This window comes from Paenibacillus sepulcri (assembly GCF_042647105.1).
In the GTDB taxonomy this organism is placed as follows: domain Bacteria; phylum Bacillota; class Bacilli; order Paenibacillales; family Paenibacillaceae; genus Paenibacillus_Z; species Paenibacillus_Z sepulcri.
In genome coordinates this window covers 3,290,539-3,317,054 of the sequence record NZ_JBHRUP010000001.1, presented here as the reverse complement: position 1 = coordinate 3,317,054, position 26,516 = coordinate 3,290,539, and the positions used below count along the sequence as shown (strand labels likewise).

Sequence of the window (26,516 nt, the reverse complement as noted above, 5' to 3'; positions counted from 1 at the left end):
AAAGCCCACTTAATACAATAAAATGTCGAAAATAAAGCTGAAACGGCTCATTTCGGCCAGCCTTGTGAGATGGAATGAAAACTTTACTATACGGTTTCAGTACTCATAAAGGAAAATTATAGAAACCGAAGATTGGCTTTGTTTAAGAAATCTTTGTAAAGGACCCCGAAAAACCCCGTGAAAAACGCCGCAATGGAGAAAAAAGGAGGACTTTCCTGCTTGAACTCGCCTGGCTGACGGCGTATAAATAGATAGAGAAATCGAAAAAAACCGAACATTTCCCAGGAAATGTCGAAGAGAAAAGAGGAAGCTTCCGCAATGCTAGCGATTGATGTCAAAGATTTGCGCAAGCAGTTCAGTGTCCAGAAAAACCGCGAAGGACTCGGCGGGGCGCTGAAGGATCTGTTTAAGCGTGAATATAATGAAATTACAGCTGTAAAGGATATTTCCTTCCAAATACCTCAAGGTCAAATATGCGGTTATATTGGAGAGAACGGGGCCGGCAAATCAACAACCATCAAGATGCTGACCGGCATCCTCGTTCCTACCTCCGGACATATTCAGGTTAACGGCTTCGTCCCGTTCAAAGACCGTGAGAAATTTGTGAATGGAATCGGAGTCGTGTTCGGTCAAAGAAGCCAGCTGTGGTGGGATATCGGAGTTATTGAGTCCTTCCAGCTGCTGCGCAAGGTATACCGTGTTCCGGAGGAGGAATTCCGCAAGCGTCTGAATGAACTGGTGGAGCGGCTGCAGCTCGGGGATCTGCTGAACCGGCCCGTACGCAAGCTCAGTCTCGGTCAGCGGATGCGCTGCGAGCTGGTTGCGTCGCTGCTTCATAATCCTTCCATTCTATTCCTGGACGAGCCCACTATCGGGCTGGATATTGTCGTAAAAACTGAAATCCGGGATTTCCTGAAGAAAATCAACCGGGAGCAGGGGACGACCATACTCCTCACCACGCATGACCTTCAGGATATCGAAGCGCTCTGCACGCGGGTTATTATGCTGGATGATGGCAGAATCATCTACGATGGCGGCCTGGATGAGCTGAAGTCGCGCTGGAGCAAAGGGCGTGAAATTCAATTCCAGTTCGGCGAACAGCCGGATATCCGTGTGCTGAAGCAGCAAACGGAAGGCTTAAGCGGAGTGAGCTGGTCCATCGACAATGAAGTAACGGCGACTATGTTCCTGCCTCATGAAATCAATGTTTCCGATGCGCTCTCGCGTGTTGTCGGAGGAGTCGCAGACATCCGCGATATCAAAATCATGGAGACCAATACAGACGAGATTGTCCGTGAAATTTACAAATCCGGCTCGGCTTCGCAGGAGACGGCGGATAAGCTCAGCCAATATATGGGGGAACGGACACCGGAAAGCTCTGACGGGACAGCCGCTCCAATAACAAAGGACAGCAGCAGCGAGAAGGAGCCGGTACATCATGGGTAGCGCATATCTGGATCTGATCCGGATCCGTTTCCTGATGATGCTCGCTTATCGCGTTAACTATTACAGCGGTATTGTTATTTATGCCATTAATATCGGAGCTTATTATTTTCTTTGGGAAGCGATCTTTGGCGATCAGAAGGTGCTTGGCGGATTTACGCTTGGGCAGATGACCACCTATGTGGCCGTCTCCTGGATGGCCAGAGCGTTCTACTTCAATAATCTGGATACGGAGATAGCCAATGAAATCCGGGACGGCAGCGTAGCGATCCAGTTTATCCGGCCTTATAATTATTTGATCGTAAAGCTGATGCAGGGCTTCGGGGAAGGGATTTTCCGCCTGCTGCTGTTCATGGTTCCGGGGCTTGCGATAGCCTGCCTGCTGTTCCCGGTCAAGCTGCCTACGGATCCCGGCGTATGGGCGCTTTATTTTGTCATGCTGGTGCTCAGCTTTCTGATCAACACTCAGATTAATATGCTGACTGGGCTGTTTGCTTTTTTTGTGGAAAATAATCAAGGGATGCTGCGGATGAAGCGCGTCCTGGTTGACCTGTTCTCAGGCGTTGTAGTACCGATCTCGTTCTTTCCCGGGTGGCTTGCCGTGACGATGAAATGGCTGCCCTTCCAGGCGATTACCTACCTGCCGAGCTCGGTATTTACCGGCAGGGTTGCGGGCTTCGAGGCGATCCGGGTGCTGGGCGTCCAAATAATCTGGTTTCTCGTGCTGCTCATCCCGATCGCATGGGTATGGCGGCAGGCGCGTTACCGGCTGTTCGTTCAAGGAGGTTAAGGCGCAATGCGATTCTATTGGTCATTATGCGCGGAATACATGAAGAATTATGTCAAGACCAGACTGACTTACCGGATGGACTTCTGGGTCGAGGTGCTTTCGGATTTATTGTTCCAGGGCGTGAACCTGATCTTCATTCTCGTCGTGTTTCAGCATACCGCATCGCTGGGCGGCTGGTCGGAAGCCGAGGTGGTGTTCGTCTATGGCTTCTTCATGGTGCCATCGGGCATCTTCGGGATTTTCTTTAATCTATGGGGCTTCAGCGAGCGTTATATAGTCAAGGGCGAGATGGACCGCATATTGACCCGTCCAGCCCATAACCTGTATCAGGTACTGCTGGAAAATATGGACCCGCCATCCCTGTTCGGCTCCATTGTCGGCGCGGTCATTATGGCAATAAGCTGGTCGCAGCTGGGCCTTCCGTTCGAGCTGCTCGATGCGCTCATGCTGGTGGTCTTCACGCTGGGCGCTGTATTTATTTACGCTGGTCTGTATATTGCGCTGACCGCCATTTCCTTCTTCTCGGATGCGCCGACGGGTATTTTGCCGCTTATGTACAATATCCAGAACTATGGACGGTATCCCGTCAACATTTATAATAAAACCATCCGTTTTCTCCTGACGTGGCTGCTGCCCTTTGCCTTCGTCGGTGTCATCCCGGCTTCTTATTTTCTCGACCGCAAGGAAGACGGGCTGTCCACGCTGTCGCTGCTGACGCCGGTGATGGGAATTGTCGTACTGACAATTGGGCTCATGGTCTGGAACTACGGAGTCAAGCGCTACCGCGGGGCGGGCTCTTAGGCTGAGCCTGACCTGGATGTTATATGGAAATCAAACGAGGAAGGGAGAGAAGCGAACAATGCCGGCAAAAAAAGCAAAGGCGCGCATTGGAAAACCGGCACCGGATTTCTCTCTGGAGACCATTGGCGGGCGCCGGGTGAAGCTGAGCGATTATCTCGGTCAGAAGGTGGTGCTATTCTTTTATCCAAAGGATATGACTCCAGCGTGTACACAGGAATCCTGCGATTTTCGCGATAATTATGCCGGATTTGGCGAGAGCGGGACGGCTGTGCTCGGGATCAGTCTGGATACGGCAGAGCGGCATGAGCGCTTCGCAGCCAAACACGAGCTGCCTTTCGAGCTGCTTGCCGATACCGAGCATGAGGTTTGCGAGCTGTACGGTGTCTGGCAGTTGAAGAAGCTGTATGGCAAAGAATATATGGGTTTGGTCCGGTCGACCTTCCTGATTGACGAAAAGGGCAAACTGGTCCGTGAATGGCGCAATATTCGGGTTAAAGGGCATGTGCAGCAGGTGCTGGAAGCGGCGCAAAGCCTTTAACCGGTGCAGGCAGGCATGCCAGATGCGAAGTTTATATGGGCGGGTTAAGAAATGCCGTATTGCCGGTGAGGGCAATACGGCATATTCTATTTTTGCAAACTATTTGTGCCGGTAATAATTGAATGGGGATCCGGCGCTAACAAAGCCAAATGACGGCTCCAGTGAGGAAAAACCTGCTTACATGCAGGCCAGCCTCGATTCCGGGCACTGTAGGCGGGAAAAACCTTACTGAGTGGCCGTTTCGGGGCCAGGCAAGCCCTAATGACGGCTCCAGTGAGGAAAAACCTGCTTACATGTAGGCCAGCCTCGATTCCGGGCGCTGTAGGCGGGATAAACCTTACTGTGTGGCCGTTTCGGGGCCAGGCAAGCCCTAATGACGGCTCCAGTGAGGAAAAACCTGCTTACATGCATACCAGCCTCGATTTCCGGCGCTGTAGGCGGGAAAAACCTTACTGCGTTGGCTGGCCCGGGGCCAGCCAAGCCCTAACCTCTATAAAATGTGAAGCGACTTGTGCAAGCCGCCAAAGCAGACGAGAGCTTTTTTAAACTGTACAGATTATCCGGCCATGACGGTACTATGAGCTCCATTCATCCTTGGCAGCAGTACTGACCTAATGAACATGTGATCTGCCGCTTGCGGCATAGACCTCCTGTTTGCGGACAAGCAGAGCAAGCGGCACCAGTGAGATAAGAAAGAAGCAGGACGCAAGAATCGGAAGGACCGAAAACTCCATAATGGAAGCCCCGTTAACGGTCTGCCAACCGATGGCGCCTAATCCAAGTATAAAACCGATACCCGTGATATGGATCAATCTTCTGCGTTTCTGGCTGTTAAGGGATGAGCGTTCCGTCAACCATGCAACCAGGGGTACAGCCTGCAGCGCATGGAAGCCGAGGCCGTGCAGCCAGATAATATTGCCGCTCATCCCGACGAATCGGCTTTGATTGACTGAAATCCAGATACCGGCCGCAAAAGAGAGCAGGACGGCAATCATCGCATAGCGGATTCCCAGCACCAGCTCAGGACGAAGTCCGGAGGCTTTCCTGCGGAAATATTGAATGCCCAGGAACAGATAGAACAAAACAAGCAGCAGGGCAACGAAAGCAAAGCCGGAACCGACCGCGACATCAAAGCTCGAACCGCCCTCTACGAATCTCGGATTGACCCCGCGGAAGTTTTGGATCGTTTCCGCCCCGTATGAATAAAGCCCAAGCGCGATATAAAACCAACGGAAGAAAGCTCTCCCTCGCGTCCCCATCCCGGATAACGGACTGATAGCGGCTGTCGACAGCAAGAATAATCCCAGCGCCGCATCGAAGGAAATGGCTTTGGAGACATCCCCATTCGGGGCTACAGGACCTCCGTATAGCAGAACCCATACCGCACATACCCCTGCAAGCACAAAACCCAGCAGCCCGGTAAGCACCAGCCATTTCTCCCCTTCAAAAAATCTTGCTCCCGTACCCGTTCTTGCCATTGTTTGTTTCACTCCTTAAACACCCTTCCTTCTTATAAAATTGTTACTCTTATCTTATAAGGAGGGGTGGTCTTGACGTGATAGGCGTAAGGATGAAATCCATGCGGTCTCCGGCATGATTTTATGCTCTGTCTCCAGACTTAGTAAGGCCCGTCCTCAAGGGTGCTTATTTTCAATAGCCGATAATGACTGGACTATCGTACAAACCCCGATTGATCAGGCTGGGGCTTCTCGCAAACTATGAGACTAAACAGGAGAGGATGTGGAAATGCTAGCTGATAGACAGATCGCGAGCGAAAGCGATGAAAGGATTGTGATGCGCAGTGATTCCGAATCAAACGGCAAATGAGCTGAAATCTTCGGTTTTTCAAAATTATGGGGAGCCTGAAGGCTGGCCGGAAGCGTCCAACGGACTGTTGAAGCTGATGATTGCCAGAATCAATAGTGTTTTTGTAGGCAAAAACGAAGTTGTCGTTCAAGTGATGGCAGCGCTGCTCGCCGGGGGTCACGTGCTGCTGGAGGATGTGCCGGGCGTTGGCAAAACGCTGCTGGTGAAGGCGCTGGCCCGTGTGATGGGCGGGGATTTCCGCCGTATTCAATTCACTTCCGATATGATGCCGGCAGACGTAGTGGGAGGTATGGTGTGGGACGGGAAGCGCGGAGAGCTGGTGTTCAGGAAGGGACCGCTTATGGCGAATGTTGTCCTTGCCGATGAGATCAACCGTACTCCGCCGCGTACCCAATCCGCGCTGCTTGAGGCGATGGAGGAACGGGGCGTAACAGCCGATGGAGAGACCATGCGACTGCCAAAACCGTTCATGCTGCTGGCGACCCAGAACCCGCTTGGCGACGACGGGACTTATCCGCTGCCGGAGGCGCAGCTGGACCGTTTCATGATGCGGCTGTCGGTCGGCTATCCGTCCGCGGAGGATGAGCTGTTCATGCTGGAGTCCGGCGAGGGGCGGCTGCAAGCCGAAGAGCTGCGCCCGGTTATTATTCCGGAGGAATGGCTGCGCATGCAGAAGGATGCCCAGTCGGTGCATGTACACTCGGCTCTGCTGACCTATGCTGTAATGATCATCCATGCCACGCGCTGTGCGCCGGAGCTGCTGCTTGGAGCAAGTCCGCGGGCCACCCGCGACTGGGTTCGCGCCGCACGGGCGACCGCTTATGTGGCGGGACGCCGTTTTGTCGTGCCGGATGACATGAAGGCGACAGTCGAGTCCGTTCTGGCACATCGGCTCATTGTTAGGGATGAGTCGCTTGCGCAAGGGCATTCCGCAGCCGCTGTGCTCAGACGGATTCTGGAGGAGACCCCCATACCGGCTCCAACCTCGGATGGCGGCCGAACCCGATGATCCGGTCCGGGGACAGGTTTGGAGGATTGAACTCCAATCTTCAGTCAACGAGCAGCACAAGGGGGATCGGCGGGACGGCTGAACAAGCGGCCGGAAGAGGGGTCAATCCCTTGGCCGAGGCCCCGACTACTGTGAAACAGTTGGGAACCAAGCCGCGCAGCCGCCATCTTGCACGGCTTATGCTCGTTATGCTGGTCATTGTCTGCCTGCTTGCTTTGCAATCGCGGGGAGGTGCTGTGGAGTGGCTGCTGACCGCAGTTGTTTGTGCTGCCGCCGTTTGGTGCCTCATCATCCCTTATGCGGCTATAGGCAGCATTCAGATTGTACGGACCATCAAGGAGAAGGGAACTCTCTCCGATGGGGGAACGATACAGGTCGAAGTGACCGTCAAGACGACAAGGCCGCTTCCGTTAATGTGGATTTCGGTACATGAAGAGCTTGAGAATAGTTTCGCCTCCAATGGAGATGGCCGCGCATCGCTCCAGCGGCGGACGCTGGAAATTCCCTGGCTGCGGCGCAGCCATTCTTTTTCATATTCCGTGAGCGGGTTGCACAGGGGAGAATGGCGTTTTCGTCCGGTGCAGATCAGCGCAGGCGATTTGCTTGGAGTAAGCATACGGAGCTTCACGATCCCTGCACAGGGAAGCGTAACGGTAGGGGCGGATGCCCCGCAGGGAGAGAAGCTGGAAGGCTTGCCTGCTTCTATGGAGGGGCGCAGCCGGACCTATGAACGCCGACCCATCGACGCGACGGGCATGGCTGCCAAATTTGCCCGCCGCCGATCGGGGGCAGGCTCGCAGTCTCGCGGCTATATCCCTGGAGATCCGCTTTGGCGCATTGATTGGCGGGCGATGGCCAGAGGGCTTGGCATGCAAACCCGGCTGCATGACAATGATGCGCCCAGTGATATCATTGTTGTGCTGGATGGGAATTTGAGCTCGTATGGCGGCGACGGGCGCTTGTTTGACGCCAACTGCGGGCGGGCGGCCCAGGTGATACGCCGCGCATTCTCGGCAGGAAGCGGTATAACGCTCCTGATGACGGGCCATGAAGAGGAGGTTCTCCATGTTCATGCCCTGGATTACAGGAGCCTGCAGGCTGCAGAGGAACGGCTTTTAAGATTGCAGCCGTCCGGCCGCCAACCGTTTTTCGACCAGCTTGGGAATATCATTGCCCGCCTCCCGCACGGCTCAGCTGTCATCTGTTTGACAAAGGCGCACAGCGGCGGCAAAAGGGCAGTCGGCGGAACAGCACTGACGGCAGGCGCTGTACAGGGAACAGGCCAGAGTGCCCACGTACAGGCAGCAGGTGGTTCCGGTTATATGGCGCATGCTTCAAGCGAAGCTTCTATGAATGGCGGAGAGCCGGAGAGCAGGGACAGGGCAGCCTATGCCGCCCGTTTGGCCGCAGCCCGCCGGGGCAAGCTGCATATGCTGCTGGCATGCGCGGGGGATGCTGCAGATAGCGAACGGCTGTATATGGAGGAACTGATTAAGCGCGGCTGCCGGGCGGTGCTGCTCCCGCTTCCCGCTGCTTACCGGAGGGAGCCTGAAATTCTGGAAGGGGGAGACGGCTATGCCAGTGTCCGTATCTGATACACCGGCCCGAGTCAATAAGGATATGCTGGCCATCGAGAAGGAAAGCGGATTTTTTGCCAGCTTCCCGCGCCGTTTTATAACGAGTCTGCTGCTGTTCGGTCTCCTGTCGGAGTGGCTTTTGCCCCTGGAGCAGTTAAAGGCTTATACCGAGCTTTACCGGATTTATCCCGTTATTGCGGCGATCGGCTGTTATTTGGCGATCGGCCTTTTTGTGCCCCCGCTGTGGGTTTCGCTGACGCTGAGCAGCCTTGTATGCCTGACAACGGTATTGGTGCTGTTCGGTGTCCAAACTCCTTCGTTGACGGATGCTTTTGTGCAGCTTGTGGAGGCGCTGAGAGCTGACGCTCTGGGGCTGCTGCAAGGAAATCTGCAGCTTAGCGGAGAGACGCGCACCCTGCTGTTGGTTGCCGGACTTGGCATGATGGCCGCCGCAATCCAATCTCTGGTATGGCTTCGTCAATGGGGGATCGGTCTCGCGGTGCTGACTGCCGCATATTTGGTGGCCCTATCCGCATTTCTCGGCGTGGATGTGCTGCCTGGTCTGATTCGTACCTGCCTGGAGGGCTTGGTGCTGGGCATGCTGCTGACCCTGCCGCGCGTGGAGAGAACCCTTGGACCGATCGATGCCTACAAAGGGCGCGGCGGACTTCTGGCGGGATGGCCGTCAGGCTGGTGGAGCGCGGCAGCCTGGGCAGCTGTGCTGCTGATGGCAGGCGGATTATGGGCGGCGCAGGGAGCGGAGTCTTCAGGCAAGCAGGCGCCTTGGGCAGAGCAAGCAGTCGAATGGGGAACCAGCCGGTTGAACGGTGAACATTCGCAAGGGGCAATGAGCGGCCAAATGCCCGGAGACCTGCAGACAGGCGCGGATTGGGGCGGTGGCGCGCTGACCGGCTACGGCTTCGATGACCGCTCCCTGGGCGCGCCGATTTCCCCGGATGACACTATATTGTTTAAGGTGCTCACTCCGCAGCCGACTTATTTGCGTGGAGAGAGCAAGGATACCTACGACGGACAGGGGTGGATTCAAAGCAAACAGCGTCTGGAGAGGCGGGCAGTCGCCGGCGGTGGCTTGATAGCCGGTGATGGCGGCGCTGTTCATGTGGCCAGCCTCTCCGCCGGTCCAACCGCCAGAGAAGCCGGGCAGGAGGGGGACTTGCTCCGCCAGACCGTCACGGCCGTTTATCCCGCGGAGGGCTGGCCGCTGTTCAGTGCAGGGGCGGACGCCAAAGTATTGTCGCTGCAGCTGGCTGCTGCCCATGGTGATGCCGACGTCTTGGGCTATCGGGCCGATACGGCAACCGGAGCTTTATACCCGGAGACGGCCAGCCAGCGAATCTATCAATATACAGTGGAAACCACACTGCCGGATTTGCAGGCCATATCATCTGAAGCGGGTAAGCCAGGGCTGCTGGACCCGGAAGATATTGTACGCGACTATACCCGGCTGCCCTTATCCCTGCCGCCTCGTGTCGGCCAGCTCGCAGGAAACATTGCAGGCGCAACCGATGGCGGAAGGTATGAAATTGCAAAGGCTGTCGAAAGCTATTTGCGCAGCCATTATGCGTATACGCTCAAGGATACGGCGATTCCCCGAAAAGGGGAGGATTTCGTTAATCAGTTCCTGTTTGAGCAGAAGCAGGGGTACTGTGTCCATTTTGCCACGGCCATGACCGTGCTTCTCCGTACACAGGGCATTCCGGCCCGTTATGTGAAGGGATTTGCGGCATCCGGGGAGACGGATTCGGATACCGGTCAGGCAGAAGGGCAGCAGAGTGGAGGGCAAGGAGTCAGCGTCGGGAACGCGGAAACGGCGAAGCTGCAAAGCTACAACGTGCGTGCAAGCGACGCGCACGCCTGGGTAGAGGTGTTTTTCCCTGGCGCCGGCTGGGTGGCTTTTGAGCCGACGCCAGGTTTTGCGGCGCCGATTGGCGAAGCCGGCGGAGGAGCATCGGCTGATTCGGCCGATGCTGCCCAGCAGGGGCTTGCCGCGCAGGCGGGCGATGCCGCCGCAGAGGGAAGTGCCGCTGGCGCGCCGGTCCGCGTTATGCGCGCGGCAGCTCAGCTGCAGGCGGCCGCGGTGCGGGCCGCCGATGCCGCTCTGCGCGAGGCGGATGCCCTCGCGCAAGCGGTTCGCGGCGCAGTGGCGGCCAGGCCATGGGCCGTGGCCGCGCTGGCCGCAGGCGCCACAGCCGCCGCCGTGCTGCTGGCGGCGGCGTGGCGCAGGAGCGAACGCCATGCGTTCGCCACAGCGCTGCACAAGTATGGCAGCGCTCTAGCAGCTGGCCGGCGCACAGCGGCCCGCGCGTATTTCCTCGCGCTCGCGGACGCGTGCTGGCGCGAGCTGCAGGCTGGCTGCGGCGCCCGGGGAACCGGCCGCACGGCGCGCGAATATACGGCGGCGCTGAACCTGCCGCCGGACACTGCACGGCTGATCGCCGACTTCGTCCGTTGGGACGAAGAAGCCCGCTACGGCGACGACTGGCGCGAGCCGCCGTCCGTGGAGCAGCTTCAGCTGCTGATTAGCGCGCTGCAGCCGGGCGCATTTGGCAAAGCCGTGCAATCGCAGCAGGCCTTGCAGCGGAGACTGGCAGCCAAATAACTTTCGGCACCCCGCACGGATCCCCGCGCGGGGTGTGACGGTGCATGATGGTCATCAACCTCATTCCCGCCCAGCTGCCCTTTTCTTTCGCGGCGGAAGCTTTTTAGGATACGAAGAAACAACTAAGCCTGGGCGTTCAAGCGCCCAGGCTTTATTTGAAGCTTCGCAGCGTTTTGAAGTTCCACAACGTTTCGAAGCTCCGCAACGGTTCAAAGTTCCACAGCTTTTCGTCGTTTCGCCAACGTTTTGAAGTTTCCCAACGGGCTTTTTCGTCGTTTCGCAGCGTTTTGAAATTTCTCAACGTGCAGCACCCGTCAATCTTTTGCCGGAGGCTGGCGGCATCCGCCATCCCTTTATTTTGCCTGAAGCATTTCGTGAACAGTATGCCCTGACAGGCATTCCCTCCCCGATTCCGGACGGCGCTCAACAATCGCCTTTACTATGCCTTGACTGTCCCAAACGACGTTATATATAATGATCACATTGATTTCTAGTATATGCTTCCGAAGCGGGATTGTTTGGCTCGCAGGATCAGATATCCGAAGTATAGCAAAAAATCCTGAGGAGGCACGGCATGGACAAGCCAAATGAAATGATTATCGTCCTTGATTTCGGGGGACAGTACAACCAATTAATCGCAAGACGTATCCGGGATCTGGGCATATACAGCGAACTGCTCCCTTATAACACGCCGGTGGAGCGGATCCGCGAACTGCAGCCGAAAGGCATCGTGTTCTCGGGAGGACCGGCAAGTGTCTATGAGGAGAAATCGCCGCTTGTGGATCCCGCTATTTATGATCTGGGTCTGCCGATCTTCGGTATCTGCTACGGCATGCAGCTTATGTCTCATCAACTGAACGGCAAAGTCGAACGGGCAGGCAAGCGTGAATACGGCAAGGCCGATGTGGACTTCGTTATGGATGCCACGCTTGTACAAGGACTGGAAGGCCGTCAAACCGTCTGGATGAGCCATGGCGATCATGTCGTGGAGCTGCCGGAAGGCTTCCGCGTCGATGCCAGCACGGACCATGCGCCAATCGCTGCGATGAGTCATGCCGAGCGCAAGCTGTTCGCCGTTCAGTTCCATCCGGAGGTTCGCCACTCCGTTTACGGCAATGAAATGATCCGTAATTTCCTTTATAATGTATGCGGCTGTGAAGGCACCTGGAGCATGGAAACTTTCATTGACGATACAATCCGCGATATCCGCGCCCAGGTTGGCACCGGCAAGGTACTGTGCGCGTTATCGGGCGGCGTTGATTCTTCGGTTGTGGCGATTCTGCTGCACAAGGCGATCGGCGACCAGCTCACCTGCATGTTCATTGATCACGGTCTTCTGCGCAAGGGCGAAGCGGACAGCGTCATGGAGACCTTCGTCGGCAAATTCGACATGAAGGTGGTCAAAATCGACGCCCGCGACCGTTTCCTCGGCAAGCTGGCCGGCGTTGACGACCCGGAGCGCAAGCGCAAAATCATCGGCAACGAGTTCATCTATGTGTTCCAGGAAGAATCCGATAAATTCGAGAATTTCGAATTTCTTGCCCAAGGCACGCTTTATACCGATATTGTGGAGAGCGGCACGGCAACGGCGCAAACGATCAAATCGCATCACAATGTCGGCGGGCTGCCGGAGGATATCAAATTCAAGCTGGTCGAGCCGCTCAAAGCGCTGTTCAAGGACGAAGTGCGCAAGGTCGGCGAGGAATGCGGACTGCCCGATGCTATCGTATGGCGTCAGCCGTTCCCGGGTCCCGGACTTGCCATCCGTGTACTGGGCGAAGTAACGGAAGAGAAGCTGACGATCGTCCGTGAATCTGATGCCATTCTGCGCGATGAAATTGCCAAAGCGGGCCTTGACCGCGAGATCTGGCAGTACTTCACGGCGCTGCCGAATATGAAAAGCGTTGGCGTTATGGGCGATGCGCGCACCTATTCGTATACGGTCGGCATTCGCGCCGTTACCTCCATCGACGGAATGACGGCGGACTGGGCGCGCATTCCCTGGGATGTGCTGGAGAAAATTTCGGTCCGGATTGTCAATGAGGTGGACAACGTCAACCGCATTGTCTATGACATTACATCGAAGCCGCCGGCGACGATCGAGTGGGAATAATCAAGCGACACTCTATACACTGAAAAACGTTGATTTTACGCTGTTTAGGTAAAACTCATATGACTTTCTGAGTCCAAAATTCTTTTGAATTGTCTCCAAGATTGTCGCCAAAAACTCTCGCCGAATGATTGTCGGTGGGAGTTTTTATTTAGGCTTTAGCTGGTTGAGTGCTTGAAATGCGCGAAACATAAAACCACCTGCTATTGAAGTGATCCCTTAAAGATAGACATTATCTAACTATTGAAGGTGCAGTTCATTGGACGGGTGGTTCTGATTATGGCTGAAAATGTAGACAGGTTGGAGACATGTGATTGCAGGAGAAGGATCTAATGAAGTATTGTATACAGATGACAAAAATGCAAGTCGAATCCAGTCACGACACATGTGGAGTCGGTCATATTGATGGTTCGTAAACGAGATGTGGCAAGTTCGCTTAACTTATCGATGTGTGTTCGATAATGAGTAAATCTGAAGGGGGAGTGCAAGGTGCACTACCTCTTTTTCTCGACATCAAATCCCATATATTTGCATTTTCCATAACAAAATATCCACATCTAGCTCTCATTGTAGTACACTAGTCGTATTATAGAGAGGTTATGTCTTAATTTAATTACTCCCAATATTTTGGACAGAAACGAGCTTCTTGGAAACGGGGGAATTACATATGAGATTAATAGATTTGTTTGCTGGGCTTGGTGGCATTCCTCTAGCCTTAAGTAGCCTAGGACATACATACGTTTTTCACGCTAGAAACATTGATATCGAGACACATGGGGATATAAGAAAAATAAAAGTGGGGGTTTCCTTGTCAACCGTTTTCAAAGGATGGTGAACAAAACGGTTTTAAAATGAAAAGTCAGGGAACTTGTTTTACCACATATTAAAAGTTTTGAGATACCATAAGCCCAACTTTCTAATTTAGGGTAATGTTCCCAACTTTACAGAACATGAGGGGATAGCGAAAGAGCATAACACTATTATTCCTTATTCGATAATCTTGTTGCCGGTGAAGAATTCAGGAAAAATCTTAATTACGGGGGATTAAGCAAATGAACCACGAAGCCCAAACAGAAAAGAGTTTCATTGAAATCTTAACTCAAAGGGAAAACCAATGGACATATCGTGATGATATAAAGACCGAAGCTGCTCTGTGGGATAATTTGCGAAGACATATCAATCGTATTAACTTGGCGCGACTGGACGGTGTGCCGCTTACAGACAAAGAGTTCGAACAGTTAAAAGTTGAATTTATGAGACTGACAGCTACTCCCTTTAACGCTTCTCAATGGCTACGAGGCGAAAATGGTGTTGCCGCCATTCATGTTGAGCGAGAAGATGTGAAACGTGGTAGGGTGTCGCTTGTGCTATTCAGCAATAAGGATATTGCTGGCGGCATTTCAAGCTATGAAGTTGTAAACCAAATTAAGCCAGATACAACTACTGATATGCGTGGCGATGTAACCCTATTGATAAATGGCTTGCCGATTATTCATGTTGAATTAAAAGCTGAATCTGCCAAAGATGGTTATATGCAAGCGTTCGAGCAGATACAACGGTATGCAGAAGCTGGATTTTTTGATGGCATTTTTGCGACCACCCAAATTTTTGTAGTTAGTAACAAAGTATCTACAAAATACTTTGCACGTCCTGGAGCCAACACTTCTAAAGCCTTTGAAGCGGCAAAGAAATTCCTGTTCAACTGGAGAACGTCGGATAATGAGCCTATCGAAAATCTTTACGATTTCACAAGGCAGGTTTTGAGTATCCCTTCTGCCCACGAATTGATTAGCAAATTCACTATTTTAGTGGACGATCAGAAAAGCCAAAAGTTTTTAATGGTTCTAAGACCGTACCAAGTCCACGCTATTCAAAAGATTATCGGTCAAGCGGCGAAGCATGAGGGAGGTTTTGTTTGGCACGCCACCGGCTCAGGGAAAACAATAACAAGTTTTGTGGCAACCAAACTTTTAGCACAGATATCCATCGGCGTAGACCGCACCGTTATGGTTGTTGATAGAACAGATTTAGACAGCCAAACCAAAGATGAGTTTAGTAAATTTGCATCTGAGTTCCACACAGGGTTGGCATCGGGCAATGTTAAAGATAATGCGCTTATTGTCGGCGTTGATAATCAACGTCAACTTAGCAATAGCCTATTAAGCAATAAAAATAACAACACCATTATCGTCACAACCATTCAAAAATTGAGTGCGGCCGTCAGAGGTGCTAAAGAAACGGAAAACAATAAATTCGAGAAGCTGAAAAGCGAACATATTGTTTTTGTGGTGGATGAGTGCCATCGTGCAGTTAGCGATGAGCAGATGAAAGAAATTAAAAAGCTCCTGCCTAACTCAACATGGTTCGGCTTAACTGGCACGCCAATTTTTGAGGAAAACCAAAAACAAGAAAACGGAACATTCGCAAGAACAACACAACAACAGTATGGAAACTTACTCCATGCCTACACAACGAAAAATGCTATGGACGATAACTCCGTTTTGAACTTCCAAGTGGAGTACCATTGCCTATTAGATGAGGATAGCAAAGCAAAATTTTTGTATAGAACGGTAAAAGGAAAATACCCGAAGCTTGATCCTATCAAAAAACTTGCCGACATGACAGAAATTGAAAAAGAGGAGCTGCAAGACAGAGAGTTATTTGTGCGTGATGAATATATTGAAGCGATGCTTAAAAAAATATTCAAGCGCCAATCCGTGATAGAGCGTTTCAAGGTGATAAACGGATACCCGACTATGAGTGCTGTTTTAACAACACACTCTATCGCTCAAGCTAAGCGTATTTATCACAAGCTACAAGAAATGAGAAGTAGTGGAATTTTGTTAAATGGGCGAGAGTTAGATGAACGCCACACGCTTCGTGACCCTGATTTTCCGAGAGTGACAATCACTTATTCCACTAGCGAAACTCAAGGTGAGATGAACGAAGCGCAAGCAGAAGTCAATGCCATTATGCAGGAATACAACACTGTTTTTGGTACGAATTACACAGATACCGATCAGTTTAACAAAAATATTAATAACCGTTTAGCAAGAAAAGACGCTCAATATCAAAAGGACGGAAAATGGCTTGATATGGTTATTGTAGTTGACCGTCTGCTGACAGGATTTGACGCGCCTACGATACAGACTTTGTATGTTGACCGAGAACTGAAATATCAAAAGCTGCTACAGGCATTTTCACGCACAAATCGTATTGCACTTGGCAAAGAGCATGGCATCGTGGTATCGTTCCGAAAACCTGCTACTATGCGAAAAAATGTAGAGGATGCCATTCGACTTTTTACGAACCAACAGCAAAATTGGGAAGCCTTAGTGCCACAAGAATATGCTGAGGTGAAAGCCGCATTTTTAACGGCACATGAAGAACTTCAACAAGCAAAAGACGATCTGGAAGACGACCCAAATAATATAAAAAACAAGATTGCACAAGTAAGAGCCTATCAAAAACTTGAAAAAATTCAAAGAGCCATGAAAAGCTATGAGAATTATCAAGAAGATTTTGAGGAATTTGAACATATTGTGAAGGTTCTTCCCGAAGAAAAAGGACATTGTGAAAATCTAAAAGCTGAAATTCGAGCCGAGTTAGAGGATCAAACTGGGGATGAGATGGAAAGCTTGCTCCAAGACATCGAATTTACGAGCGGACAAAGGGCTGTGCATGAGGAACGCATTGATAGCTTCTACATAAATCAGCTTCTGAACAGATATCAGAAGTCTTCGGACAAAACAGATAAATATGATTTGCGCGGAAAAATTATGAAAGAGATTAATACAAAGCCCGCATCCGTTCAGGCAATATATAATGCCATCTTAGACGACATTGACAACAATCGACCGACAAAGGATTGGACGTATTATTTCGCTGATGAGATTGATTATATACTACAGAATACTGCTGAAATATTGAAAGTGCCTGTCGCTAACCTGCAAACCAGCTTTAACGAATATCGCCCGAATAGCGGGGTTGTTCCTTTCATCAATGTAATAAGCGAAGCATCAGGGTTAAGCAAAGAAGATTTTGAAGCTATGTTTAACGAAAAATACCGAAAGCGTCTTCTCGTTATAGAACAGTATTGGAAAACTGTTTTAGATGAAAAATTAATACCGCTAAAAGATGAGTGTTAGGGTGGCGATGATATGGATTTGAGTAAATTATTGAGAAAACCGCCAGCGGAGGATTACCAACAAGTTGACACGTTCTGGTTTCCAGAAGAATGGGAAGACTATGAATATAGTGATGAAAATGATGATACCTCCCTGCTAATTGGGCAACATATAATATTAGAGGCTGGACAAGTATCTTTGAACTACTACTGCACAGAATGTGAGGACTTACGCACTTTTAACTCTGATAAAGGGCAAGGGCTTCGAGGAATTATTGTAAATAAACAAGTAATTAGCATTGATTGCATTTTGCAATGCAATTGTGGTTCAGTTGTCCATACTTGGTATTTAGTCGAAGCCGAAGAGGATATTCGGTATCAGTCACCTAAAGTACGCATATTGCATTTTAGAGAAAAGTTAACCGAACGTGTGAAATTACAATCTGAGAAATACGGTGAGTTTAGCGAATGGCTCGAAAAAGCAAACCGAGCACACAGAGATGGACTTGGTTCAGGTGCAATTATTTATCTAAGAAAGGTATATGAATCTATAACCTACAGCATTGCAAATGCCAATAACATTCCTCTTTATAGGGGGAATGGAAGCAGACGCTCTTTTTCTGACATACTGAAAGTGGTGGATGAGCAGCACTCAATTATCCCAGTGTCTTTCTCGGCAAATAGATATAAGCTCTTCAGCCAACTCAGTGAAATAATACATGGCGATGGAAGTGAGGAAGATGCACTTGAATATTTCGGGGCGCTGTATACATTAGTCACAAGCGTGTTAGATAATGTAACCCAGAAAGAAGAGTTAAAAAGTGCCGCACAGAAATTCAACTGGTCTACGAATAATGTAAGTACAAATTAGTGGTTGTGTCTGCAACCAACTTTCAAATAATCTGTCAACAGGAAGGAAGTAAATATATGAGTCGTTTAGAGCAACAACTATGGGCAAGCGCCGATATTCTTAGAGGGAAAATGGATGCGAGCGAATATAAAAACTATTTGCTCGGTCTTGTTTTCTATAAGTATCTTTCCGATTTAGAGTTGCGCGCTGTGTACGAAGAAGCAAACGGAAAGCCCAAAGAATACCCATCCCGTGATATACAATTTGCCGAGCTTACGGATTGGTATAACGATGATGCCGAAGAGCTAAAGAACACCATGCGCCGCAAACTCGGATATTTCATAGAGCCGCAATATCTGTTTTACATGCTCCGCAATAAAGCGTCACAATATGAATTTCAAATTGATGACTTGCAGACTGCCTTTATCGAGCTTTCTCGTCAAGGCGAAAGTTTTATCAGCTTGTTCGATGATGTTGACTTAAACTCTACGAAGCTCGGATCACACGCACAGCAAAAAAGCACAACCATTATGGAAGTTATAAAAACTTTAGATGAGATAGATTTGTTTGGGCATGAAGGTGACGTTATTGGCGATGCTTATGAATACCTTATCGCCCAATTTGCCGCAGGCGCAGGCAAGAAAGCCGGAGAGTTCTATACCCCGCAAGCTGTTTCGAAAATCATTTCAGAGATTGTTAGTATCGGGCAAGAGGAACTAGCACCATTCCATATTTATGACCCCGCTATGGGTTCAGGCTCGCTGATGTTGAATATCCGCCAGTTTCTAAGCAATCCCGAAAAGGTATATTTTCACGGACAGGAGCTAAACACCACCACTTACAACCTTGCTCGAATGAACCTGATTCTACACAACGTTGACCGTGAGCAAATGCGGCTCAATAATGGCGATACTTTAGATGCAGACTGGCCGTCAGACGAGCCTTTCCTATTCAACGCTGTTGTTATGAATCCTCCATATTCTGCGAATTGGAGTGCTTCCGATAAGTTTTTAAGTGACCCACGTTTTGAACGCTATGGAAAACTCGCACCGAAGTCTAAAGCCGATTTTGCGTTCTTGCTACATGGCTATTACCACCTAAAAGACAGTGGTACGATGGGAATTGTACTGCCGCATGGTGTTCTGTTCCGTGGTGCTGCCGAGGGGGTCATTCGCAAGGTGCTTCTTGAAATGGGTGCAATAGAAGCTGTAATTGGCCTGCCAGCTAACATTTTCTTTGGAACAAGCATACCAACGGTTGTACTTATCTTGAAGAAAAACCGTGCAAGTCGTGATGTGCTTTTCATTGATGCTTCTAATGATTTTGAAAAGCAGAAGAATCAAAACAACTTACGTCAGCAAGATATTCTGAAAATTGTGGATGCCTATAAAAGGCGTGAGAACATTGTAAAATACGCACATTTAGCAAACTTTGATGAGATCGTGGCGAATGAATACAATCTCAACATTCCTCGCTATGTAGATACCTTCGAGGAAGAAGGAAAAATCGACATTCAAGCACTTGGGCGTGAAATGTCGGACTTAAATTTGCAAATAAAACAAAAAGAAACGGATTTCTTAACCTTGCTTGATGAGATTGCTATGACTGACGAAACAAAAGAGATAATCGAAGCTACAAAGCGGATGTTTATGTGAGGTGGTGGTGGTGATGACAGAAAACAAACAGAAGTTAGTACCAGCAATTCGATTTAATGGCTTCACTGACACTTGGGAACAGCGTGAGTTGGGGGAAGTTGTACAAATAAAAGATAGTGCTAGAGTACCTAACGAATTATGGGCAAAGTCTGGTGTTCGGTATTTGCGTTCAAGTGATTTGGAGAATAGTGGACGAGATGGTGCGTTGTTTATCTCTATTGGTGCATATGAAGATTATAAGTCAAAGACAGGTGCACCAGAGCGTGGTGATGTATTGTTTAATAGTGGAGGTAAAATAGGATTATCTTTACTAAAGACTGATGATACGCCGGTTTATGTACAAGGTGGAGCAATTTTATATGCTCGCACATCACAATCAAAAGATGTAGAGGGTGGCTACCTTAATGTATATTTTAGTACTCATCGGATGACAAAATATATAGATATTTCATCAGCAGGTGGAACAATAAAACATTTCACTTTGAAACCTGCAAATGCTGCACCATTTATATTCCCTAATGTTATAGAACAAAGGAAAATTAGTGAGTTTTTCACAGAACTCGATCACCTCATCACCCTTCATCAGCGTAAGCTGGATGGGCTCGTAACGCTGAAGGACGGATTTCTACAGCAAATGTTCCCGGCAGCCAATGAAGTCATGCCAAGAGTAAGATTCGCAGGATTTACAGGTAATTGGGAAGAGCGGCGGCTGGAAGAAATGCTTACTGAAAGAAATGAGCAATTTGAGGAATCGGAAGATTACCCATTGATGTCGTTCGTTGGGAATGTTGGTGTTGTACCCAAGGGGGAACAGTATGACAGAAGTTTTTTGGTAAAAGGTGATGGAAAAAAATATAAAAAAACCGAACTGAATGACTTTATATACAGTTCAAACAACTTAGAAACTGGGTCTATTGGTTTTAATAGAACAGGCAAGGCAGTAATATCGCCCGTATATAGCATTTTTTATTCAAGCAACGATTCAGAGAGTCTATTTGTTGGATTACTATCCAAACGGAAAGACTTCATTAATAAAATGATTCATTATCGACAAGGTGTAATGTACGGACAGTGGCGCATACACGAAAGGGATTTTTTAAAGATAATCGTTTTAGCACCCACAATTTCTGAACAAAACAGAATCATTGACTTTTTCAAGAATTTCGACGAGCAAATCGCCGCCCAAACCGCTAAACTTGAGCAGCTACGACAGTTAAAGGCGGCGTATTTACAAAGGATGTTTATATGAGCTCGGATAAATGCCGTACGATTTTATCGTTATCTTGATTCTCTAACTCTTGAATGATGTGCAAATATGCTTTCTGCAGGAAAACACAGCAACTTCAATAAGAGCAGTTAGAAATTGGTTCGCGCGCTATGACTCGTAAGCTGATCGATGATGATACGTTTCAGATGAGCAATACCGCTTTAAAGGATGAACAACATGCTATGAAGGCAAGAGCGACAATCTTGCAGGCGATTCTGAGTTAGTGATTGTAATAACTTAATTAATTTAAACCGCTACGCGGTAGGGAGGTTTATTATCAGCAGAGTGTTTTTCAGAAGATCTCTGCCCTTTGTAGATAAGTTTAAGGGAGTAAGCGGAAAGATCTAATAAAACTAAAATAGCGGTTAAACACCAGAATATTTTAGTCTCATTCTAAAGGAACAGAATTGCATTGGTGGTGGTGTAGAATTATTTCAGTCTACATCATCACCTTTTTATTTTCCGCTAAAATTGTATTTGTTAATCACTCAACTTTCGCAGCCTGAAATCGGTAGATAAGCCTTGATGTAGCTGGGTAAAGCGGCAATCCATTGCTGGAGTTGACGTTGAATGAGGGATGAAAGCTTTTTGCTCGCCTTCGAAGCGACTTCCTGGATCAACTCGAGCAACTGTTGTAAAGCGATCGCCCAATCGAGCGTGCCCACTTCGTCGCACAGCAAATAAAACAAACCGCCAAACGTGCGCGAGTCCGTACTCTGCCGGTGCTGCCAAGCCAGCAGGATGTAGCGTGAAAACACAACGGTGGTGTGGCTTACGAGCAAATCGTATGAGCGGCCTTGGAACTCTTTTTGCAAACGCAGCAGCGTCTTCGTGCACTTAAAGAAAACTTCGATGTCCCAGCGCATCCGGTAAGTCCGGATGATCTCTTGGGCGGTGAGCGTCAGGTCGGTCGAAAGCAAGGCCAGCCATTCGTTTTTCACAGAGCGATGACGAACAAACACGATCACCATGGGAATTCCCGGTGCGAGCTGAGTTCGGATCAGGCGAAGGATATTGCGGTTCTTCTCCTCCACACGCGGTGCGACGGCGTAGAGTTCCTTCAGACTCAGGCGCTCTCCGTTCACCAAGTAGCGTTTGTTATCGTTTTTCACCATGCCGATCACATGCAGCTTACGCCGGACGACCTCCGCAATCAACGGCGCATGCGTGAACCAGCTGTCCATCAAGACATACGAGGCCGAAAGGCCCGCTTGCAGCGCACGATCCAGCATGGCTGCGATCACTTGCGGAGCCGAACACAACGCTTCCTGCCGACGCTTGTACCCGTGACTGCGCTTGTCGATCCCATCCGCCATGCCGTTGATAGCAGACTTCGAAGAACTGAGGAGCGCAAAGTCCACAGGGACAAAAGAATGGCCATCGGACCAGCCCATGGTCAGCATGCGGAAGCCTTTGTAGAAAGCGCCAGTTGCATGATCCTTGAACCGCGCCAGCATCTCTACGGCTTTGCTCCGGTTGCGCTCAAACATGGAATCGTCGAAGATGAACGCGGTCTCTCGGGTCACCGAAGTCAAAGCTTCCATTCGTGCGATCGTTTCGCCGCTAAGCGATAATAAAAAACGCCGCCACGCATAGCTGCTATGATTCAGGAAGCGGTAAACCGCATCGTTGGCCGGGCCAGCTTCAGCTTTCTTGCTCTCCAGCAGCCGAAACCAGTTTTTCTGGTGAAAGAGCAACAGGAACACAAGGCGGAATAAGTAGGCGCAGGTAAAACCAAATTTCTTCTTGAAACCCGCGTCACGCAAGTGTTTCAGCACATTCAGTTCCTGAAAAGCCGATTTGATTTCGTTTGGCAGTTGATCAAGTGACCCTTGTTGATCTATCATAGAGAAGACACCTCTTCTGTGTGGTAGTGGTAGCTCGACACTCTCACTTTACCAGACGAAGGGGTGTTTTTCTATTCCGTCAAGCTCACTAACAAATTGCCTTCAAGCCTATGCTACATCAGCTGCTTTGCCAATTCTGGCTCTGCGAAAGTTGAGTCTATAAGTAAGGAAATTATCGTTTTGAAAGTAAGTAAAGCAAGGATGAACTCCAAATATAGTTACACAGTCAAAGCTTTTTAGCCCCCAAATGAATTTGGACAGTACACCCCTTACTCCGGTACAATTATTTTGAGGCGGAGGGGAACAAAATGAAGAAGAAGCAGTATGATCTGAATTTTAAGAAGATGGTAGTAGCCAAAGGGAAAGAGATTGGCAACATGACCGCAGTAGCCAGGCAACATGAATTGGACCCGAAGATGGTGCTCCGGTGGGCTAGAGAAATGAATCGTAACGATCTCGATCAGTTGGACGGGACAAGCGTCAAGCAATCGAAGTTCGTTCCAACAGCCGAAGATTATGCACAGCTGGAAAAAGAGAATGAGAAGCTTAAGAAGCTCTTTGCTGAGCAAGCCCTGGAGAGGGACATTCTTAAAGACCTACTAAAAAAAACGAACCCGCACTTGCGGATAAAATAGAGATTGCCCAGAAGTATATTACATTGGGAAACAGCATTAGCTTCGTCCTTCGCGTGCTCGAAGTGGAGCGATCAACCTACTATGCCCATGTAAAACGGGAGCAGCAAGCAACGCCAGCAACTATCCACAGCAGCGCTCGTCCCGTGCCGGGCCTTTCGTACACGCAAGATGGAAATCCGGTCAGTGACGAGCAAATTTGCGAATGGCTCATGGAGTTTCTGGCAGACGAGGGCGCGTCGTATGGCTACCGGAAGCTCACTGTGCTGCTTAGAAGGCGGCATCGACTACGGATCAATAAAAAGAAGGTTTACCGCCTTTGTAAGCGAATGGATGTCCTTCGTCCGCAGCGACAGTTCAAGATCAAATATCCCAGACGACTGGCTAACAATCGCGTGATTACAGGTTCTAATCAGCTTTGGGAAACCGATATAAAGTATGGTTGGCTCCACGGCGAGCAGCGATTCTTTTTCTTGATGAGCATCATCGATGTGTTTGATCGTGCTATTATCGCCTATCACATTGGCTTAACCTGTGAAGCAAGGCATTTGGTGCAGATCACGCAGGAGGCTTTAATGAAGCGTCAGCGCTTTGATAAAGCGAACATGCCAGTCATCCGATCGGACAACGGTCCACAGTTCATAAGCCACCGGTTTGAAGAGGCGTGTGATACGTTCAACCTTATCCACGAGCGCATACCGCCAAGGACGCCGAACAAGAACGCTCATATCGAATCGTTTCATTCCATTCTGGAAGCAGAGTGTTATCGTCGCCATGAATTTGAGACCTATCCACAGGCATATGAAATCGTTAGTCAGTTTATCCAGGATTATAATCGTATTCGAATCCACGGCAGTATCTACGACTTGTCTCCATACGAGTACATGCAGGCTGTTAAGCAAGGGACAGTAGCACCAAAGCAGATCAAGGTCTAATTGAGCGTAAGACGTTGCGAATTAGAGAAAGACTACGGGCGAGATCGATTAAGAGGTGTGTTGTCCATAATACGGGGGTTTAGCCGCTTTTTTATAAAGAACGAGAGCTATTATTAGTACCAAAAGCAATTGTAACATTTATTTCAGAATATAATGCACAGAAATATGGCTGGCATTATGTTGTAAGTGATGAAAGAGAAGAACAACTAAGAAGAAGATCGACACTTGTTAGGTATAAAAAATATAAAAACGGTAGAGAGGAATACTATCTTCCTAAAACGGTTGTAGATAAGGATATAGGTAGAAGGATTGAAAATGGCGAATTTGAGAGTAGAAAAGATTTCCTAAGAAAATACACACAAAGAAAACCTGAACTATTCGAAAGATTTAGGAAAACCAGATCAGGAGCAGTAAAATCCCTCTCCAATGATGAAATTATGCAGTTTACTGGATTTGAGGACATAAATAATATTATTGATGCTCTTATAGTTAGTTTAGGTAATATCCCAATAGGTACAAAAACGGCTTCAGAATATCACAAGTTCATAAAATCTATATTGGAAATTCTTTTCTACCCTCATCTTAATAATCCAACAATTGAAGAAAAAATACATCAGGGCAGAAAAAGAGTAGATATAGTTATGAATAATATTACTCAGAAAGGTTTCTTTTTTAGACTACAAGAGATAAATAAAATCTTTTGTCCTTATATCTTTATAGAATGTAAAAATTATGGGAAGGACATTGCTAATCCTGAAATAGACCAATTATCAAGTAGATTTGCTTTTAATAAAGGGAAGTTTGGGATTTTAATGTGTAGAACAATTGAAAATAAAGATTTGTTATATCAAAGATGTTCTGACACTTATAAAGATGATAGAGGACTCATTATTCCTTTAGACGATCAAGATATTATTACAATGCTTGAATCAATCAAAAATAACGAGAAGGAGGGCATAGAACAACTACTTGAGAGTATTAAAAAGAAAATAATACTAAATGGATAGCATTAGAGGAAAACAGCACGTAGTCCATTGACTAGGTGCTGTTTTCTTTGTTATTCCCGCTCCCACCGAATATTTCAAACATATCCTTCAATATTCGATAAATCATTTTAACTTCTTCTGCATTCCTGTCTTGAAGAAGAGCATTGATCGTTTCTAATGTTGCTTTCTTATCCGCTGTTCCTTCTAAAACTTCTGTATCAGCAAAATTGAATATCTGCATTGGGTTAATATCCAGGGCATTGATGACCTTTTCAAGAGATTCAATGGATACATTCCTTGTACCTCTTTCCATTGACGAAAGGTAGCTATAATGTAAATTTGCTTTTTCGGCTAATTGTTCCTGCGTCCAGCCGCGTTGCTTACGCAATATTCTTATACGATTTCCAACAGAAAATGAAAAATCTGATATGATAACCACCACCTTAAACAAAAGGTTAGGTTAGTTTTTTAATTGTAAACAGATAACTATCGAATTATTTATCGTTGAATATTTTACTTATAAGAACTAATATTGAATGTATGTATAACGGAATAGGAGAATGGTTACATGAGTGGAGGAAAGATGAAGTGAAGACCATTTTATGTGTATTTTTGCTTGTGTTAGTACTTACAGCTTGCGATGCAGGAGGGGGTAATGAACGACCAAAAGATATACGACAGGAAATATGGGATGAAGGTCAGCAAATCGCTATAACCGTTAAGCATAATGTAGACCAAGGTATGAAAGAAGAATTAAAAGAGTTAGCGCATGTATCTGGTACGTATAGCAGATACCAGCATAGAGATGATGCTGTAGAGAGTGAAGTCCAATTGGTAGAAGCAGTTGGTGAACTTTTTCAGCAGTCGTTGTTCTACGGAATTTTTGGAGAAGGAGTAGAGAACAACGAAGCTTACTTCAAGGCTTTGAAGGTAGTTGAAGGTTTTTATGGGGAAAAGGAACTTGATTATTCGAATTATGATGCTACGAAATTAGAAGCATTGATGCTAACAGTAGCTAGTGATCAATTAAAATGGGACGAACAGGAGTCAGAGAGTACGCCAATTGAGTTGTTCAAAAAAGAAAATCAGATAAGCCTCGATGCAAAGACTGTGCAGTATGATATGGCGAACAATTTAGGTAAATCCTTTGTATTAAGTGGAATAATTGAGTTGGATGATTACTTTAATTATGGATTTGAAGAGGAAGAGACGAACTTCTCCACATACATAATACCTGACGATGGTACATATTCTGATGGATGGTTTTTGTATTTCTCGCGTAAGGATTTTGAAGAACTGTTCAACGACCTCTTAAAAGGCGAGAAGCATGTTTTGGTGAAAGCAATGATTCCAAGCTATCAATATGAAGAAGGTCAAGGCAAGATGGCTAATGTGTATACTGCAAAATGGTGATTCTTTCTCAAAATGGATTGAAAATACTGCTTTTACCTGCTACGATTGTGTTACAAAACAACTGGATAATTGAATAGTAATTTACTCTAT

The 26,516-nt window shown here is 48.2% G+C and carries 19 protein-coding genes and 1 pseudogene; 17 read left to right on the top strand and 3 right to left on the bottom strand.

Features of this window, described 5'->3' with window-relative positions:
* Positions 1 to 318: 318 nt before the first annotated feature.
* From ACFOLF_RS14645 to bcp, 4 genes are read left to right on the top strand one after another with little or no spacing between them, the layout of a single operon-like run.
* Entirely contained in the window at positions 319 to 1,446 is a 1,128-nt protein-coding gene (locus ACFOLF_RS14645) for an ABC transporter ATP-binding protein (RefSeq protein WP_210042611.1), read from the top strand.
* The gene (locus ACFOLF_RS14640; RefSeq protein WP_210042609.1) at positions 1,439 to 2,233 is read left to right on the top strand and encodes an ABC transporter permease; all 795 of its coding nucleotides are present in this window, start codon (positions 1,439 to 1,441) and stop codon (positions 2,231 to 2,233) included. Before ACFOLF_RS14645 ends, ACFOLF_RS14640 begins: the two co-directional genes overlap by 8 nt.
* Before the next feature lie 6 nt (positions 2,234 to 2,239).
* Positions 2,240 to 3,034, top strand: coding sequence for an ABC transporter permease (locus tag ACFOLF_RS14635; protein ID WP_210042600.1), 795 nt, complete (start codon positions 2,240 to 2,242; stop codon positions 3,032 to 3,034).
* Between the two features lie 58 nt (positions 3,035 to 3,092).
* Complete coding sequence (gene bcp / locus ACFOLF_RS14630) at positions 3,093 to 3,572, top strand: thioredoxin-dependent thiol peroxidase (RefSeq protein WP_210042592.1); 480 nt, start codon at positions 3,093 to 3,095, stop codon at positions 3,570 to 3,572.
* 611 nt (positions 3,573 to 4,183) lie between these two features.
* Here bcp and ACFOLF_RS14625 read toward each other — a convergent pair.
* Positions 4,184 to 5,050, bottom strand: a complete 867-nt coding sequence (locus ACFOLF_RS14625; protein ID WP_210042590.1) for a hypothetical protein — start codon at positions 5,048 to 5,050, stop codon at positions 4,184 to 4,186.
* Between the two features lie 323 nt (positions 5,051 to 5,373).
* Here ACFOLF_RS14625 and ACFOLF_RS14620 point away from each other — a divergent pair, with 323 nt between their 5' ends.
* The 9 genes and pseudogenes from ACFOLF_RS14620 (at position 5,374) to ACFOLF_RS14580 (ending at position 20,595) form a co-directional block, all read left to right on the top strand.
* A complete protein-coding gene (locus tag ACFOLF_RS14620; RefSeq protein ID WP_379114187.1) occupies positions 5,374 to 6,408 on the top strand; it encodes an AAA family ATPase in 1,035 nt (344 codons plus the stop codon).
* Positions 6,405 to 8,003 (top strand): DUF58 domain-containing protein, encoded by a 1,599-nt coding sequence (locus tag ACFOLF_RS14615; RefSeq protein ID WP_210042588.1) that lies wholly within the window; start codon positions 6,405 to 6,407, stop codon positions 8,001 to 8,003. The genes ACFOLF_RS14620 and ACFOLF_RS14615 overlap by 4 nt, the downstream gene beginning before the upstream one ends.
* Positions 7,984 to 10,605, top strand: a complete 2,622-nt coding sequence (locus tag ACFOLF_RS14610; RefSeq protein WP_210042581.1) for a transglutaminase family protein — start codon at positions 7,984 to 7,986, stop codon at positions 10,603 to 10,605. Before ACFOLF_RS14615 ends, ACFOLF_RS14610 begins: the two co-directional genes overlap by 20 nt.
* Positions 10,606 to 11,179: 574 nt before the next feature.
* On the top strand, positions 11,180 to 12,718 hold the full coding sequence (gene guaA / locus ACFOLF_RS14605) for a glutamine-hydrolyzing GMP synthase (RefSeq protein ID WP_210042572.1): 1,539 nt from the start codon (positions 11,180 to 11,182) through the stop codon (positions 12,716 to 12,718).
* Between the two features lie 806 nt (positions 12,719 to 13,524).
* Positions 13,525 to 13,602, top strand: a pseudogene (locus ACFOLF_RS14600) (hypothetical protein); the annotation flags it as partial.
* A 165-nt stretch (positions 13,603 to 13,767) separates the two neighbouring features.
* On the top strand, positions 13,768 to 16,863 hold the full coding sequence (locus ACFOLF_RS14595) for a type I restriction endonuclease subunit R (RefSeq protein ID WP_210042563.1): 3,096 nt from the start codon (positions 13,768 to 13,770) through the stop codon (positions 16,861 to 16,863).
* A 12-nt stretch (positions 16,864 to 16,875) separates the two neighbouring features.
* The gene (locus tag ACFOLF_RS14590; protein ID WP_210042561.1) at positions 16,876 to 17,712 is read left to right on the top strand and encodes a hypothetical protein; all 837 of its coding nucleotides are present in this window, start codon (positions 16,876 to 16,878) and stop codon (positions 17,710 to 17,712) included.
* A 56-nt stretch (positions 17,713 to 17,768) separates the two neighbouring features.
* Positions 17,769 to 19,346: a type I restriction-modification system subunit M gene (locus ACFOLF_RS14585; RefSeq protein ID WP_210042559.1), complete on the top strand. Its 1,578-nt coding sequence runs from the start codon at positions 17,769 to 17,771 to the stop codon at positions 19,344 to 19,346.
* 13 nt (positions 19,347 to 19,359) lie between these two features.
* Positions 19,360 to 20,595, top strand: coding sequence for a restriction endonuclease subunit S (locus ACFOLF_RS14580; RefSeq protein WP_210042557.1), 1,236 nt, complete (start codon positions 19,360 to 19,362; stop codon positions 20,593 to 20,595).
* A 506-nt stretch (positions 20,596 to 21,101) separates the two neighbouring features.
* Here the strand turns inward: ACFOLF_RS14580 and ACFOLF_RS14575 are convergent.
* The gene (locus ACFOLF_RS14575) at positions 21,102 to 22,460 is read right to left on the bottom strand and encodes an IS4 family transposase (protein WP_210042555.1); all 1,359 of its coding nucleotides are present in this window, start codon (positions 22,458 to 22,460) and stop codon (positions 21,102 to 21,104) included.
* A 308-nt stretch (positions 22,461 to 22,768) separates the two neighbouring features.
* On the opposite strand from ACFOLF_RS14575, the gene ACFOLF_RS14570 reads away from it, so the two are divergent.
* From ACFOLF_RS14570 to ACFOLF_RS14560, 3 genes are all read left to right on the top strand, one after another.
* Positions 22,769 to 23,095 carry a transposase gene (locus tag ACFOLF_RS14570; RefSeq protein ID WP_210042553.1) on the top strand — a complete coding sequence of 109 codons (327 nt, stop codon included), beginning with the start codon at positions 22,769 to 22,771 and terminating at the stop codon, positions 23,093 to 23,095.
* Positions 23,096 to 23,118: 23 nt separating this feature from the next.
* A complete protein-coding gene (locus tag ACFOLF_RS14565; protein ID WP_210042545.1) occupies positions 23,119 to 24,027 on the top strand; it encodes an IS3 family transposase in 909 nt (302 codons plus the stop codon).
* Positions 24,028 to 24,464: 437 nt separating this feature from the next.
* Complete coding sequence (locus ACFOLF_RS14560; protein ID WP_210042543.1) at positions 24,465 to 25,034, top strand: hypothetical protein; 570 nt, start codon at positions 24,465 to 24,467, stop codon at positions 25,032 to 25,034.
* A gap of 31 nt (positions 25,035 to 25,065) precedes the next feature.
* Here ACFOLF_RS14560 and ACFOLF_RS14555 read toward each other — a convergent pair whose 3' ends face one another.
* The gene (locus ACFOLF_RS14555; protein WP_379114189.1) at positions 25,066 to 25,401 is read right to left on the bottom strand and encodes a helix-turn-helix domain-containing protein; all 336 of its coding nucleotides are present in this window, start codon (positions 25,399 to 25,401) and stop codon (positions 25,066 to 25,068) included.
* Between the two features lie 200 nt (positions 25,402 to 25,601).
* Between ACFOLF_RS14555 and ACFOLF_RS14550 the strand changes: the two genes are divergently transcribed.
* On the top strand, positions 25,602 to 26,426 hold the full coding sequence (locus ACFOLF_RS14550; protein WP_210042541.1) for a hypothetical protein: 825 nt from the start codon (positions 25,602 to 25,604) through the stop codon (positions 26,424 to 26,426).
* Positions 26,427 to 26,516 lie beyond the last annotated feature (90 nt).